The 14,367-nt window shown below is 72.5% G+C and carries 15 protein-coding genes; 7 read left to right on the top strand and 8 right to left on the bottom strand.

Annotation, left to right across the window (positions count from 1 at the left end):
- Positions 1–66 precede the first annotated feature (66 nt).
- Positions 67–573 carry a hypothetical protein gene (locus AB0G35_RS17620; protein ID WP_360949519.1) on the top strand — a complete coding sequence of 169 codons (507 nt, stop codon included), beginning with the start codon at positions 67–69 and terminating at the stop codon, positions 571–573.
- 173 nt (positions 574–746) lie between these two features.
- On the opposite strand, the gene AB0G35_RS17615 is transcribed toward AB0G35_RS17620, so the two are convergent.
- On the bottom strand, positions 747–2,141 hold the full coding sequence (locus tag AB0G35_RS17615; protein ID WP_360949517.1) for an MFS transporter: 1,395 nt from the start codon (positions 2,139–2,141) through the stop codon (positions 747–749).
- Between the two features lie 130 nt (positions 2,142–2,271).
- Here AB0G35_RS17615 and AB0G35_RS17610 point away from each other — a divergent pair, with 130 nt between their 5' ends.
- The 4 genes from AB0G35_RS17610 (at position 2,272) to AB0G35_RS17595 (ending at position 6,432) form a co-directional block, all read left to right on the top strand.
- Positions 2,272–3,204, top strand: a complete 933-nt coding sequence (locus AB0G35_RS17610; protein WP_360949515.1) for a LysR family transcriptional regulator — start codon at positions 2,272–2,274, stop codon at positions 3,202–3,204.
- A gap of 9 nt (positions 3,205–3,213) precedes the next feature.
- Entirely contained in the window at positions 3,214–4,218 is a 1,005-nt protein-coding gene (gene pip, locus AB0G35_RS17605) for a prolyl aminopeptidase (protein ID WP_360949513.1), read from the top strand.
- A 152-nt stretch (positions 4,219–4,370) separates the two neighbouring features.
- A complete protein-coding gene (locus AB0G35_RS17600; RefSeq protein WP_360949511.1) occupies positions 4,371–5,843 on the top strand; it encodes an AlkA N-terminal domain-containing protein in 1,473 nt (490 codons plus the stop codon).
- 10 nt (positions 5,844–5,853) lie between these two features.
- Positions 5,854–6,432 carry a methylated-DNA--[protein]-cysteine S-methyltransferase gene (locus AB0G35_RS17595; protein ID WP_360949509.1) on the top strand — a complete coding sequence of 193 codons (579 nt, stop codon included), beginning with the start codon at positions 5,854–5,856 and terminating at the stop codon, positions 6,430–6,432.
- 193 nt (positions 6,433–6,625) lie between these two features.
- Here the strand turns inward: AB0G35_RS17595 and AB0G35_RS17590 are convergent, their stop codons facing one another.
- Complete coding sequence (locus AB0G35_RS17590) at positions 6,626–7,291, bottom strand: helix-turn-helix domain-containing protein (RefSeq protein ID WP_360949507.1); 666 nt, start codon at positions 7,289–7,291, stop codon at positions 6,626–6,628.
- Between the two features lie 152 nt (positions 7,292–7,443).
- On the opposite strand from AB0G35_RS17590, the gene AB0G35_RS17585 reads away from it, so the two are divergent.
- Entirely contained in the window at positions 7,444–8,079 is a 636-nt protein-coding gene (locus AB0G35_RS17585; protein ID WP_360949505.1) for an SDR family oxidoreductase, read from the top strand.
- A gap of 100 nt (positions 8,080–8,179) precedes the next feature.
- On the opposite strand, the gene AB0G35_RS17580 is transcribed toward AB0G35_RS17585, so the two are convergent.
- The gene (locus AB0G35_RS17580) at positions 8,180–9,007 is read right to left on the bottom strand and encodes a nucleotidyltransferase domain-containing protein (protein WP_360949503.1); all 828 of its coding nucleotides are present in this window, start codon (positions 9,005–9,007) and stop codon (positions 8,180–8,182) included.
- A gap of 38 nt (positions 9,008–9,045) precedes the next feature.
- A complete protein-coding gene (locus tag AB0G35_RS17575) occupies positions 9,046–9,558 on the bottom strand; it encodes an NUDIX hydrolase (protein ID WP_360949501.1) in 513 nt (170 codons plus the stop codon).
- Between the two features lie 184 nt (positions 9,559–9,742).
- Here AB0G35_RS17575 and AB0G35_RS17570 point away from each other — a divergent pair, with 184 nt between their 5' ends.
- Positions 9,743–10,867: a glycerate kinase gene (locus tag AB0G35_RS17570; RefSeq protein WP_360949499.1), complete on the top strand. Its 1,125-nt coding sequence runs from the start codon at positions 9,743–9,745 to the stop codon at positions 10,865–10,867.
- A 97-nt stretch (positions 10,868–10,964) separates the two neighbouring features.
- Here AB0G35_RS17570 and pssA read toward each other — a convergent pair whose 3' ends face one another.
- From pssA to AB0G35_RS17550, 4 genes are all read right to left on the bottom strand, one after another.
- Positions 10,965–11,825 carry a CDP-diacylglycerol--serine O-phosphatidyltransferase gene (gene pssA / locus AB0G35_RS17565; RefSeq protein ID WP_360949497.1) on the bottom strand — a complete coding sequence of 287 codons (861 nt, stop codon included), beginning with the start codon at positions 11,823–11,825 and terminating at the stop codon, positions 10,965–10,967.
- Positions 11,812–12,459 (bottom strand): phosphatidylserine decarboxylase, encoded by a 648-nt coding sequence (locus AB0G35_RS17560; protein ID WP_360949495.1) that lies wholly within the window; start codon positions 12,457–12,459, stop codon positions 11,812–11,814. Before AB0G35_RS17560 ends, pssA begins: the two co-directional genes overlap by 14 nt.
- Positions 12,460–12,628: 169 nt before the next feature.
- Positions 12,629–13,834, bottom strand: a complete 1,206-nt coding sequence (locus AB0G35_RS17555) for an acyl-CoA dehydrogenase family protein (RefSeq protein WP_360949493.1) — start codon at positions 13,832–13,834, stop codon at positions 12,629–12,631.
- A gap of 5 nt (positions 13,835–13,839) precedes the next feature.
- Complete coding sequence (locus AB0G35_RS17550) at positions 13,840–14,364, bottom strand: MaoC family dehydratase (protein WP_360949587.1); 525 nt, start codon at positions 14,362–14,364, stop codon at positions 13,840–13,842.
- Positions 14,365–14,367 lie beyond the last annotated feature (3 nt).

The following is a 14,367-nucleotide window of genomic DNA, read 5'->3' as shown; positions in this document are numbered from 1 at the left end:
CCTGACCGAGCCGGGCCCCGCGTCGCAGCCGGTGCGTACGCATACGAAGCGGTTCGAGGAGCGGGTATGCGAGCTCAGCGCGCGAAATCAGCATTTCTGGTCTGTGCCGGAGCGGCCCTCGCGGTGGCCACCGTGTCGGCGCCGGTCTCCGCCTCGTCGGCACCACAGGCACAGACACAGACGCAGGCACAGACACAGGCGCAGACACGGACGCAGGCGCAGGCACAGACGCGGCCCGGTGCGGCGGTCGTCGACTGCACCGAGAAGCCGCAGGTTCGCCCCGGCACGTTCATGCTCGCCTGCGGCGACGGCAACAACGTCCTTACGTCGCTTCGCTGGTCGCGATGGCAGCCGCAGTCCGCGGAGGCCGAGGGGCGGGACATGGTCAACGACTGCCGGCCCTACTGCGCCGCGGGCCACTTCCACAGTTACCGCGTCCATGTACGCCTCGACGAACCGCAGCGCCGCCCGGGCCACCCCGGTCAGTGGCACTACACCCGGATCACCCTGACCTACCCCGCCGACCGCCCGGCGGACACGCCCCGCGTCGTCACCACTCGTCTCTGGAACTGACGGAACGTCATTTACCGTGCCGGGTCAGGCCCTTCGACGCCTCGTGCGCAGTCCGCTCTCCCCGCCGCCCGCAACCGGCCGTGCATTCCCAGGCCCCGCCGAGCGCGGGCCCTCAACACCGAGCACGGACCCCTGACGCCGGGCATGGGCCCCTCACGCCGAGCACGGGCCGCTCACGCCGGGCTCGGGGCCGGTTCCCGTTCCTGTGGGGTGGTGTGGTCGTGGCGGGGGAGGAGGAGCGGGGTGGCCAGGAGGAGGAGACCGGCCAGGGCGAGGGCGGTGCGGGGGCTGGTCAGGGCGGCCAGTAGGCCCCAAAGGGCGGTCAGGGCAGCGGTGGTGGCCTTGTTGCTGACCGACCATGCGGAGAGGGTGCGGGCGACCCGGTCGGAGTCCGTGTGGTCGAGGCGGTAGGTGGCGTAAACCGGGTTGAACACGCCGCAGCAGGTGATCAGGCCGAGTTCGACGGCCATGACGAGGACGAGCCCGCTCGTGCCGGGGTGGATGAGGGCGAGACCGAGCGGCCAGCAGGCGCGCAGCGTCCCGGCGGTGCGCAGGACCCGGTGCCGGCCGAACCGTGCGACGAGCCGGCGGGCCAGCCGGGAGCCGATCAGGCCGCCCAGGCAGGGCACCGCGAAGGCGAGCCCGTACTGCCAAGGGGTGAAGCCGAGTTGGCCGAGCATGAGGACGGCGAGCAGGGGAGAGGCCGCCATGATCAGGCCGTTGTTCAGGAGCGTGTTGAAGAACAGCGGGCGCAGGGCGGGGCTGGTGAGGATGTAGCGCCAGCCGTCGAGCAGGTGGGTGGTGGACGGTCCGGTGGGGCGGCCGGTGCGCACAAGGCGACCAGTACTCATGAGACGACCGGTGCTTACGAGGCGACCAGTACGTACGAGGCGACCAATACTTACGAGACGACCGGTGCGCACGGGACGTACGGGGCGCTCCTCCTCGCCGCCGATGGCGCGGAGCCCCAGGGCCGAGAGCAGATAGCTGACCGCATCGGCCACTACGGTGATCACCGGGCCGAACACTCCGAACGCGGCCCCGCCGAGAGGTGGCCCCAGTGCGGTGGCGGTCCACGTCGTGGCCTCGAAGCGGGCATTGGCGACGAGGAGATCGTGCGGCGGTACGAGCGATTTGAGGAAAGCCCCGCTGGCCGCGGTGAAGCCGATGTCGGCCGCGGCAACGATCACTGACACAACCAGGAGTTGTGTAAAGGTGAGCCCGTCGAGCGCGAAAGCGGCCGGGACGGTGAGCAGCGCGGCGCACCGGACCAGATCCATGGCGATCATCACCGGCCGCTTGCGGCGGAACTCCACCCAGGGGCCGAGCGGTACCGCGACCGCCGCGCCCACCGCCAGTCCCGCGGCCGCCAGCACCGCCACCTCGGTCGGGCCGGCATGCAGCACGAGGACCGCGAGCAGCGGAAAGGCATCGAAAGCAAGCCAGGTGCCGAACGTGCTCGCCGCGTACGCCGCCCACAGCCAGCCGAACCGCCGTCCCAACGACCGTCCGGCCCGGCCGTCCGTGGCGGTGTCCGTGCCGCCGCCCGTGCCGGCCTCCGTACTCATGTCGGCATGCCCTCCCTCGCGTCGCCCTCGATTGACCGGCGACAGCAAAGCGGGTGCGGAGCCGGTGTGGCAAACAACCGAAGCGCCTTCACACGCACAACCAGACGTTGTGTCTGCGTACGATGGGGGCGTGGATCTCGATGCCGTGCGCACCTTCGTCGCCGTGGCCGACGCCGGCCGATTCCAGGAGGCCGCCGCCCATTTGGCGATCACCCAGCAGGCCGTCTCCAAGCGCGTCGCCGCGCTGGAGAAGGACCTCGCGGTGCGGCTGTTCACCCGTACCGCGCGCGGTGCCCTGCTCACCGTCGACGGGCAGGCCTTCCTGCCGCACGCCCGCGACCTCCTCCGGGCCGAGGAGCGGGCCGCCGCTTCCGTACGCCCGGGCAGCCGCGCGCTGCGCGTCGACGTCATCGGGCGGCGGCTCGCACCGGCGGATCTGCTGCGCGGCTTCCACCGCGCACACCCCGACACCCCGCTCGACGTCGTGACCCTCTTCGACGCCGAGGCGGCCCTCGCCGCCGTCCGGGCCGGCACGATCGACGCGTCCTTCCGCGCCGTCACCCTGCCCGCGCGGCAACTCCCCGAGGGCATCGAGGCCGCCCGGGTCCACGACGAGCGCCTGGAGCTCCTCACCGGACCGGCCCACGAGCTCGCCGCCGCCCGCGCGGTCACCCCCGCCCAGCTCGCCGGCCACCGGATCTGGATGCCCGGCATCGTCGCCGGCACCGAATGGGCCGCCTACTACGACGACCTCGCCGCGGCGTTCGGGCTCACCATCGAGGTGACCGGACCGGACTTCGGCACCGAACCGCTGCTCGACACCATCGCCGACTCCCCGGTCCTGGCCACCTTCGTCGGCGCCCAGACCCGCCTCGTATGGCCCGCCGACCAGGACCTCCGACGCATTCCCGTACAGGACCCCGCCCCGGTCTACCCGCACTCCCTGATCTGGCGCAGCGACAACCCGCACCCGGCGCTCGCCACCCTCCGCGGCTATCTGCGGGCGAGGCGGGACGACCACGACGGCGCCGCTGGGACCTGGACCCCCGCGTGGGCCCGCTAGCGTGACGCCATGCGCACTCCGAGCGTTCCCTATCCGCCCGTCGAGCCGTACGACGCCGGGATGCTCGACGTCGGCGACGGCAACCTCGTGTACTGGGAAGCGTGCGGCAACCCGCGTGGCAAACCCGCACTGGTCGTGCACGGCGGGCCGGGCTCGGGGTGCACCGCCCGGGCACGCCGGCACTTCGACCCCGACCGCTATCGGGTGGTGCTCTTCGACCAGCGCGGATGCGGGCGTTCCACCCCGCATGCCGGCGACCCGGCGACGGACCTGCGGCACAACACCACCCCCCATCTGCTCGCCGACATGGAGCGGCTCCGCCGGCATCTGGGCATCGAGCGCTGGCTGCTGTTCGGCGGGTCGTGGGGTTCGACGCTCATCCTGGCGTACGCGCAACGGCACCCGGAGCGGGTCTCGGAGATCGTCATCGCGGGCGTCACCACCACCCGCCGCTCGGAGACCGACTGGCTGTACCGGGGCGTCGGCCGGTTCTTCCCCGAGGCGTGGGAACGCTTCCGGGACGGGGCGGCGCGGGCGCCGCGGCGGGTGGACGGGGCGGGTGGTGTGCCTGCGGCGGAGGGGGGCCTGGGCCTGACCGCGGCCTATGCGCGGCTGATGGACGACCCCGATCCGGCCGTACGGGGGCGGGCCGCCGCGGACTGGTGCGCCTGGGAGGACGCGGTGCTCGCCATGGAGCCGCACGGCGACGCCAACCCCTACGGGGACCGGCCGTCGAAGGCACAGCTGGCGCTGGTCCGGATCTGCGCGCACTACTTCTCGCACGGTGCGTGGCTGGAGGAGGGCGTCCTGTTGCGCGAGGCAGGGCGGCTCGCGGGCATCCCCGGGGTGCTCATCCACGGCCGCCAGGACCTGAGCAGTCCGCTGGACACCGCGTGGGAGCTGGCCCGGTCCTGGACCGACGCCCGGCTGATCGTGATCGACGACGCCGGGCACAAGGGGAGCGGGCGGACCCGCGCCGAGGTGATCGGGGCGCTTGATCGCTTCGCGCGGTGAGGCCCGACCGTGTCCCGTGATGTGGCCCTGTCGCCTCGCGCGCTGAGCTGGGGACACGGGGTGCGGAGGGCGATCCGCGACAGCCCTGGTAGGCCGACGTTGATGTCGGATTTCCGCCAGCCCTGCCCTTCGCACTGCGGAATCCTGAAGCCATGCACACCGACACCGAGCGCTGTGTGCGCGCCGTGCAGTCCAAGGACGCCCGCTTCGACGGGTGGTTCTACACGGCCGTGCTCACCACCCGCATCTACTGCCGGCCCAGCTGTCCCGTGGTGCCCCCGAAGCCCCGGAACATGCGCTTCTACCCGAGCGCGGCCGCGGCGCAGCAGGCCGGCTTCCGGGCCTGCAAGCGGTGCCGGCCGGACGCCAGCCCGGGATCGCCGCAGTGGGACGAGCGGGCCGACCTCGTCGCCCGCGCCATGCGGCTGATCGCCGACGGCATCGTCGACCGCGAGGGCGTCCCCGGCCTCGCCTCCCGGCTCGGGTACAGCACCCGGCAGATCGAGCGCCAGCTGCTCGCCGAGCTCGGTGCCGGTCCGCTCGCCCTGGCCCGGGCCCAACGGGCACAGACCGCCCGGCTGCTGGTGGAGACGACGCAGCTGCCGATGGCCGAGATCGCCTTCGCCGCCGGGTTCGCCAGCATCCGCAGCTTCAACGAGACGGTCCGGGAGGTCTTCGCGCTCGCACCGACCGAACTGCGCCAGCGCGCCCGGCCGGACCGCCGGGCGGTCGTCCCGGGCACGCTCGCGCTGCGCCTGCCGTTCCGCCGGCCGCTCAACCCCGACAATCTCTTCGGGCACCTCGCCGCCACCGCCGTACCGGGAGTCGAGGAGTGGCGCGACGGCGCCTACCGACGGACCCTGAGCCTCCCCTACGGGCACGGCATCGTCGCCCTCGCGCCCCGCCCCGACCACATCGACTGCCGGCTCGCGCTCACCGATCTGCGCGACCTGGCCGGGGCCATCGCCCGCTGCCGCCGGCTGCTCGACCTCGACGCGGACCCGGAGGCCGTCGACGGGCTGCTGCGGGAGGACCCGGGGCTGGCACCGCTGGTCGACAAGGCGCCCGGCCGCCGGGTCCCGCGGACCGCCGACGCCGACGAGTTCGCCGTCCGCGCCGTCCTCGGCCAGCAGGTCTCCACCGCGGCCGCCCGTACGCACGCCGGACGGCTGGTCCGCGCGCACGGCACTCCCGTCGAGGACCCGGGCGGTGGGCTGACGCATCTCTTCCCGCCCGCCACCGCGCTCGCCGGCCTGGACCCGGAGTCGCTGGCCATGCCGCGGACCCGCCGGGCCACCCTGCTCGGCGTCATCGACGCGCTCGCCTCCGGAGAGCTGCAACTCGGCGTCGGCAGCGACCGCGAGGAGGCCCGCGCCCGGCTCGCCGCGCTGCCCGGCGTCGGCCCCTGGACCGTCGAATGCATCGCCATGCGCGCGCTCGGCGATCCGGACGCCTTCACCCCCACCGACCTCGGCCTGCGCCGCGCAGCCGCCGGCCTGGGTCTGCCGCACACCCCGGCCGCCCTCATCCGGCACTCCGCGATCTGGCGGCCCTGGCGCGCCTACGCCGTCCAGTACCTCTGGGCGACCGACGACCACCCCATCAACCACCTCCCGACGAACTGAGTCCACCGCCATGACCGTGCACGCCCCCGCGCCCGACGCGCCCCTCACCCACACCGTCCTCGACGACACCCCGGTGGGCCCGCTCACCCTCGTCGCCGCCGGCGACGCCCTCAGCGGGCTCTACATGACCGACCAGCGCCACCGCCCGCCCCAGGAGACCTTCGGCGCGCCGGCGGACCCCGACGACCCGCCGTTCGCCACGGCCGCGGCCCAGCTCCGCGCGTACTTCCGCGGCGAGTCGACCACCTTCGACCTGCCCCTGGCGCTCCGCGGCACACCCTTCCAGCGGCGCGTCTGGGCGGCGCTGTGCACCATCCCCTACGGGGAGACCCGGACGTACGGGCAACTCGCCGCACTGCTCGGCGCGCCCGGTGCGGCCCGCGCGGTGGGGCTGGCGAACGGTCGCAACCCGGTCGGCATCATCGTCCCCTGCCACCGCGTGGTCGGCGCCGACGGCAGCCTGACCGGCTACGGCGGCGGCCTGGACCGCAAGCGACGCCTGCTGGCCTTCGAGCGCGCGGCGGAAGGCCTCTTCCCGTCGGAGGCGGACGCGACGGACGCGCTCTTTCCGTCGGAGGCGTGCGGCTGAGGCGCTGAGGCGGGCCGATGCGGGGTTCGGGGGCTGAGTGGCCTCGGCGGCGGGGGCGACCTTAGGGGCGGTCGAACGGATCCCTTAGTTAGGGGACGCAGGGCCCCCCTTGCGGGCCACAACGCTGGTGGGGGCGGCGAATTCCTCTGGTGCAGGGGCCGGTTGAGGGGAGCCGCGACGGTCCCGGCGGTTCCTACGGAGCCCCCGGCGCCGGCGGCCGGAGGCCGTCGAGCAGGGCGCGGACGGTTTCGGTCGCGAACTCCCGCTCGTCTTCGGGGAGTAGCGCACCGGCGGGGGCCTTGGCGTCGAAGAACAGGTCGAGGAAGGCGCGGTGGAAGCAGGCGCCGATGAGCAGGGTGGCGGCCGCGTGCGGGTCGAGGCCGGCCGTGATCCGGCCCAGCTTCTGCTCGGCCGCAAGATAGGCGGCCACGTGCTGGACGGCGTTCTGCGGCCCGTCGGTGCCCAGTTCGTCCAGCTTGCGCCGGTGGGTGGCCAGCAGCTCGGGGCTGGCGAAGAGCGAGGCCGCGATCGGGAACGAGCGCCGGTAGAAGTGCAGGGCCGTCAGCGCCACCTCCTCCAGGTGCCGGGCCGGGCCGCGGTCGTCCCCCACCGCGTCCGGCAGCCGCCGCAGCGCGTCCGAGAACCGCGGTGCGCGCTCGTGCAGTACCCGGACGAAGATCTCTTCCTTGTTGCGGAAGTGCTTGTAGAGCGCCGCCTCGGAGCAGCCGGCCTCCCGGGCGATCTGCTTCGTCGTCGTACGGGTCAGGCCCACGGCCGTCATCAGCGCGGCGGCGGCGTCGAGGATGCGGGAGCGCGTCAGCGCGCCTCCGGTCAGGGGGGCGGCGGCGTCGGAGGTCATGGACCGAGCTTACCTTGACAGGTGGGTGAACACTCACTCACCCTGGTGGGTGAGTGCTCACTCACCTGCGAGGGGTGGGCACGGTGGGCTTTTGGTCTGCCCATTCCGCGTCATCCCGCTCGTCCGCAGCCCACCTCGTCCCGGGAGGGACCATGAAACTCACCGTCCTCGGTGCCTCCGGCGGTGTCGGCCGGCAGCTCGTCACCCACGCCCTCGCCGACGGCCACGAGGTGACCGCCGCGCTGCGCAGCCCCGAGAAGCTGACCGAACGCCACGAGCGGCTGACGGTCGTCCGCGCCGACCCGCTGGACCCCGCCTCCCTCAAGACCGTGGTCGACGGCGCCGACGCGGTGCTCTCCGGCATCGGCCAGGCCGGCCGGCACGATCCACTGCGCCCGGCGTCCACCTCGGCCCGGGCCGCGGTCGAGGCGATGACCGCCACCGGCGTCCGGCGGCTCCTGGTGGTCAGCGCCGGCCCGCTCAACCGCACCGGCGCCGGCCAGCCGTTCCTCAGCCACCGGGTCTTCGGGCCCCTGCTGTGGGCGGTCCTCAAGGAGCTCTACACCGACCTGGCGCGGATGGAGACGGTGCTGCGCGACAGCGGCCTCGACTGGACCGCGGTCCGCCCGCCCCGGCTGCTCGACGCCCCCGGCGAGGGCCGCTACCGCCATGCCGTCGAGGCCGGACCAGCCGGTTCCGTCATCACCCGGGCCGACGTCGCCCGGGCCATGCTCGATTTCGTCACCGACCCCCGCACCTACGGTCACGCGGTCGGCATCAGCCGCTGACCGCGGACCTGCTTACGGCGCACCGCGCACCGCGCACCGGAGGCACCCCGGCGCACCCGCCGCCCGCCCTCCGGAGACAACGCGGCGCCCACGCATCGGCTCAGTCACCCGCCGGAGACCCCGCCCCGACCACGCCGCCCACCTCCTCCACCAGCCGCTCCGCCTCCTCCAGCGAGCCCCGGAGCTCCGCTTCCGTACGCCCGGGCCGGGCGAGCAGGGCAGTGGCGCGGGCGGCGAAGTCGGGTGGGGTGTCCGGCAGGGCCGCGACGGCAGCGAGGGCGCCCTTCTCGTTGAGGCACCAGGTGCCGTGGTGCGCGTACAGGGCCTGGACGAGCTGGCCGATCGCCCGGGACAGACACAGTGCCGCGTGCAGCACGTCCTGGGCCGGGTACGACTTGCCCGCCATCGCCACCGAGAACCCGGCGTCCCAGACCGCCGCGCCGGTCAGCGACGTACGCAGCGCGGGAGGGTAGGTGCGGGTCTCCTCCTGGAGGGAGGACAGTGCGCCGTCGGTGTCGGCGAGCACCCGGCCCAGGGCCACCTCGCCCGGGTACGCGGGCGACCAGAAGCCGAGCGGATGACCGGCCTGCATTCCGGTCTCGAAGCGGCCCGCCCGGCAGTCCGCCCAGACCCGCCGCACCCGGTCGAGGTCGCGCAGGATCCAGTCCACATGGCTGCCGTCGGGCAGCACGAGCCAGGCGCCGCCGTTCACCCACGGCCCCCAGGCGCCCGGCCCGAACACCTCGACCGGCCCGCCGGTCACCTCGGCGGCCAGCGCCTCCAGCGCGGCGAGGTCCGGCTCCCCGCGGTAGTACACCCCCAGGTCCCAGTCGGAGTCCGCCCGATGCGTCCCCCGGGCCCGGCTCCCCCCGAGCATCACCCCGACGACTCCCGGCACCTGCGCGATCTTCGCGGCGATCTCTTCCATGCCGGCCACCCTAGGCAGAGGGGCGGCCGGCGATCACGTCATTTCCGGGCGCCGGCCGCTCCCACGGGCGGGACGCCGTCCTCCAGCTCCGCCGGGCCACAGCCGTCCGCGAGGGCCTTGAGGGCGGCGCCGATGCGCAGCGCCATCCCTTGGCTGACCAGGGTCCGGGCCTCCTCCCAGTCGACCAGGCGCCAGGACAGCAGCTCCTCCTCCTGGAGCCGGATCGCGGCGAACCGGTCCGCGTCCAGCACCCCGCCGTCGAAGAGGTACGACACCAGCGGCGGCCGCCCGTGCCCGCGGACCCAGTCGACCGCGAGCAGCGGGCCCAGCTCCAGGTCCAGGCCGATCTCCTCGGCGGTCTCGCGGCGGGCGGCCTGGCGCGGCGACTCGCCGGAGTCCGACTCGACGGTGCCGCCCGGCAGGATCCAGGTGTCGCGGTAGTTGGGCTCCACGAGCAGGATGCGGCCCTGCGCGTCACGGAAGAGGGCGCCGGCGCCCGCGAGCACGCGGGGCAGCCCGGCGATGTAACTGGCGTAATCCGAGGTCGTCACGGGCGCGAGCCTAGAGCCTGCCCGGGGGATCTTCGAGGCGCATTCCAGGGCGCTCGAAGCGTCCGCGTACCGGTATGCCCTGTTCGCAGCGCGGCGCGCCGGATAAGGTCACAGCGGCGCGACTGCCAGTTCGAAAGCAAGGGGAAACACGGTGGCGGACGCTGCAAGGACAAACACAGCACATGTGCTGATCGCCGCGGACAAGTTCAAGGGTTCGCTCACGGCCGTCGAGGTCGCCGAGCACGTCACGGCCGGTCTGCGGCGCGTGGTCCCCGGTCTGGACGTGGCGGCCGTGCCGGTCGCGGACGGCGGTGACGGGACCGTCGCCGCGGCGCTCGCGGCCGGCTTCACCCGCCACGAGGCGCGGGTCACCGGCCCCACCGGCGCCCCCGTGACGGCCACCTTCGCGCTGCACGAGGACGGCACCGCGGTGGTGGAGATGGCGGAGGCGTCCGGCCTCCAGCACCTCCCGGAGGGCGTCTTCGCGCCCCTGACAGCGACCACGTACGGCACCGGCGAGCTGCTGCTCGCCGCCCTGGACGCGGGCGCGACCACGATCGTCTTCGGCGTCGGCGGCAGCGCCACGACCGACGGCGGCGCGGGCATGCTCGCGGCGCTGGGCGCCCGGTTCCTGGACGCGGACGGCAATCCGGTGGCCCCCGGCGGCGGACCGCTGCGCGAGCTGGCCACGGCCGACTTCTCGGGCCTGGACCCCCGGTTGGCCAAGACGGAGGTCGTGCTCGCCAGCGACGTGGACAATCCGCTGACCGGCCCCAAGGGCGCCCCGGCCGTCTACGGCCCCCAGAAGGGCGCCGGTGAGCGGGACGTCGCCACCCTGGACGCGGCGCTCGCGCACTACGCCCGGGTGCTGGAGCGGGCGGTCGGCCCCAAGGCCGCCGAGTACGCGGCCGCGCCCGGTGCGGGCGCGGCCGGCGGGATCGGTTACGGCGCGCTGGTCGGCCTGGACGCCACGTTCCGGGCCGGTATCGACGTGATGCTGGAGGTGCTCGGCTTCGCACCGGCGCTGGCCCGCGCCACGTTCGTGATCACCGGCGAGGGCTCGCTGGACGAGCAGACGCTGCACGGCAAGGCCCCGGCCGGGGTCGCCGCCGCCGCCCGGGCGGCGGGTCTGGACGTGGTCGCGGTCTGCGGCCGGCTCCAGCTGCCGCAGGAGGCCCTCACCCGGGCCGGCATCCGGCGTGCGTACGCGCTGGCCGACCTGGAGTCCGACCCGGCCCGCTGCATGGCCGAGGCGGGCCCGCTGCTGGAGCGGGCGGCGGAGAACCTCGCCCGCGACTTCCTGCTCTGACCCGCGGCACGGAAGGACACCGACGGAAGAACGCCGGGAGCCCGGGCGAATCGTTCGCCCGGGCTCCCGGCGTTCTGCGCTTGCGGTGCGGCCCCCGCTAGGGGAGCTGCGCGGCCCGCGACTCGGCGCGCGACTCGCGGCGGTTGTCGCGGAAGGTGTTGACCCGGCGGGCCGTGGCGAAGACCGGGATCATGGCGCCCAGGACGATCTGCAGCGAGCAGCCGGTCTGCAGCAGCAGCTGGCCGCCGGGGGCGTCCAGCGCCCAGGCCGCGAGCATGCCCATGCTGAGCACGATCCAGCTGAGCATCGCCACCGCGAGCCGGCCCCGCGGCTTGGGGTACTCGACCCGGCTCACCATCAGCCAGGCCACCCCGATGATCGCCAGCAGCGTCGGCAGGAACGGCAGCTCCAGCAGCACGATGGCGACGACGGTCAGCGCGCCGAACGGGCTCGGCATGCCCTGGAAGATGCCGTCACGCAGGGTGACGCAGGAGAACCGGGCGAGCCGCAGCACCACCGCCAGCAGCACCACCACCGCCGCGACCACCGACACCCGCTGGTGCGCGTCCTGGGCGACCATGCCCCAGGTCACGACGAAGTACGCGGGCGCCAGCCCGAAGCTGATCAGGTCGGAGAGGTTGTCGAGCTCGGCCCCCATCGCCGAGGCCCGCAGCTTGCGCGCCACCAGCCCGTCGAAGAGGTCGAAGACCGACGCGAACAGCATCAGGATCACGGCCATGGCGGCGCTGTGCCGGGCCATCCCGCCGTCCTCGGTCCCCGTGAGGTGCGGGATGAGCACACCGGTGGTGGTGAAGTACACCGCCATGAAGCCGCAGATGGCGTTGCCGAGGGTGAGGGTGTCCGCTATTGACAGCCGCGTCGACAGCGGCATGTCGTCGTCGTCCTCGTCCGTCTCGGGCGCCCAGCCCGCCTGTGTCTCGGGATCAATCACGGTCAAGGCGTGTCACCCCCGCGGTGGTGGCCTGGCCGACCTCGACCGCGACCTCGACGCCCGCCGGGAGGTAGACGTCGACCCGCGAGCCGAAACGGATCAGCCCGATCCGCTCGCCCTGCTCCACCTTGGTGCCCTGGGGCACGTAGGGGACGATGCGGCGGGCCACCGCGCCGGCGATCTGCACCATCTCGATGTCACCGAGCTCGGTGTCGAAGTGCCAGACGACCCGCTCGTTGTTCTCGCTCTCCTTGTTGAACGCCGGAACGAATCCGCCGGGGATGTGCTCCACGGACGTCACCGTGCCGGCCAGCGGCGCGCGGTTGACGTGGACGTTCAGCGGGCTCATGAAGATCGCGACGCGGGTGCGCCCGTCCTTCCACGGCATGATGCTCTGCACCACGCCGTCGGCCGGAGAGATGACGCGACCCTGGGCGATCTCCCGCTCCGGGTCGCGGAAGAACCACAGCATGCCCGCCGCCAGTGCGGTGGCGGGCACGGCAACAGCGGCCCAGCGGCCCGACCGGCGGGACCGGGCGAGGCTGACCGCCGCCGTGGCAACGGTCGGCAGGAGCCACGGCGACGCTCCGCGCGCGAGGCGGACGCGACCGCGTTGTGCAGAGGATTGGCTGTGGGGCATGGATGACCTTCGTAGCGGAGGATGCCGCGTAGGGATACGGGGGACGGCGGCTTTCCCGGATGCTATCGGTTGCGAGCGGCAACTGGCCAAGAGCCAGAGCCAATCCGTGGCCGAAGAACAATGACGGGGTGTGATCTTCGTCTAGGCCAAAACGGCCCAAACTGGACGTTCACGCCTGGATTCGGTACTCCTCCAGTAGCCGGCGACCAATGATCATTTTCTGGATCTCGGCGGTACCTTCACCGATCAGGAGCATCGGGGCCTCCCGGTAGAGGCGCTCGATCTCGTACTCCTTGGAGAACCCGTACCCGCCATGGATGCGGAACGCGTCCTCCACGACCTCCTTGCAGTACTCGGAGGCGAGGTACTTCGCCATGCCCGCCTCCAGGTCGTTTCGCTGACCGGAGTCCTTTTTGCGAGCAGCGTTAACCATCATCGCATGGGCCGCTTCGACCTTTGTCGCCATTTCGGCCAGTTTGAACTGGATCGCCTGGTGCTGGGCGATCGGCTTCCCGAAGGTGTGCCGCTGCTGCGCGTAGGAAACGCCCAGCTCGAAGGCGCGCTGGGCGACGCCGCAGCCCCGCGCGGCGACATTGACCCGGCCGACCTCGACGCCGTCCATCATGTGATAGAAGCCACGTCCGGTCTGGCCGCCGAGCACCCGATCGGCCGGGATCCGCAGCCCGTCCATGATCAGCTCGGTGGTGTCGACGCCCTTGTAGCCCATCTTGTCGATCTTGCCGGGGATGGTCAGCCCGGGCCGCACCTCACCGAAGCCGGCCTCCTTCTCCACGAGGAAGGTCGTCATCGACTTGTGCGGAGCGGTCCCCTCCGGGTGTCCCTCGTCCGTCCGGCACAGCACCGCCACCAGCGTCGACGAACCACCGTTGGTGAGCCACATCTTCTGCCCGGTCAGGACGTAATCGTCGCCGTCCCGGACACCCTTGGAGGAAATGGCCGAGACGTCCGAGCCGAGCGCCGGCTCCGACATCGAGAAGGCGCCCCGGATTTCGCCGGCCGCCATCTTCGGCAGGAAATAGTCCTTCTGCTCCTGCGTGCCGTGCTGCTTGAGCATGTACGCCACGATGAAGTGGGTGTTGATGATGCCCGAGACGCTCATCCAGCCGCGGGCGATCTCCTCGACGGTCAGCGCGTAGGTGAGCAGGGACTCACCCAGCCCGCCGTACTCCTCGGGAATCATCAGGCCGAACACGCCGAGTTCCTTCAGGCCCTCGACGATCTGCGTCGGGTATTCGTCGCGGTGTTCCAGCTCGGTGGCGACCGGCAGGATCTCCTTGTCCACGAAGTCGCGGACCGTCGAGAGGATTTCCCGCTGGATGTCGGTCAGGCCCTCGGTCTGCGCAAGACGGGTCATGGCGGTCACTTCTCCTTCTTGGCCGCGGGGGCCGCCGGCTCGGGGCGGCCGGGCTGCTCGCCGCCGCGCTCCTTGATGTAGGTGGCCGTGGGGACCATGACCTTGCGGCGGAAGACGCAGACCAGGGTGCCGTCCTGCTTGTAGCCCTTGGTCTCCACGTAGACGATCCCGCGGTCCGACTTCGACTTCGACGGCGTCTTGTCGAGCACCGTGGTCTCGCCGTAGATCGTGTCGCCGTGGAAGGTCGGCGCGACGTGCTTCAGCGACTCGATCTCCAGATTCGCGATGGCCTTTCCGGAGACGTCCGGCACCGACATGCCCAGCAGCAGCGAATAGATGTAATTCCCGACCACGACGTTCTTGCCGAAGTCGGTGGTCTGCTCCGCGTAGTTGCTGTCCATGTGCAGCGGGTGATGGTTCATCGTGAGCAGACAGAAGAGGTGGTCGTCGTATTCGGTGACCGTTTTCCCCGGCCAGTGCTTGTACACGTCGCCGACGGTGAACTCTTCATAGGTGCGGCCGAACTGCATCGC

This window comes from Streptomyces sp. NPDC021749, assembly GCF_040640655.1.
Lineage (GTDB): Bacteria > Actinomycetota > Actinomycetes > Streptomycetales > Streptomycetaceae > Streptomyces.
The sequence above is the reverse complement of the archived record's forward strand: the minus strand, read 5'-3'. Positions and strand labels throughout refer to the sequence as shown.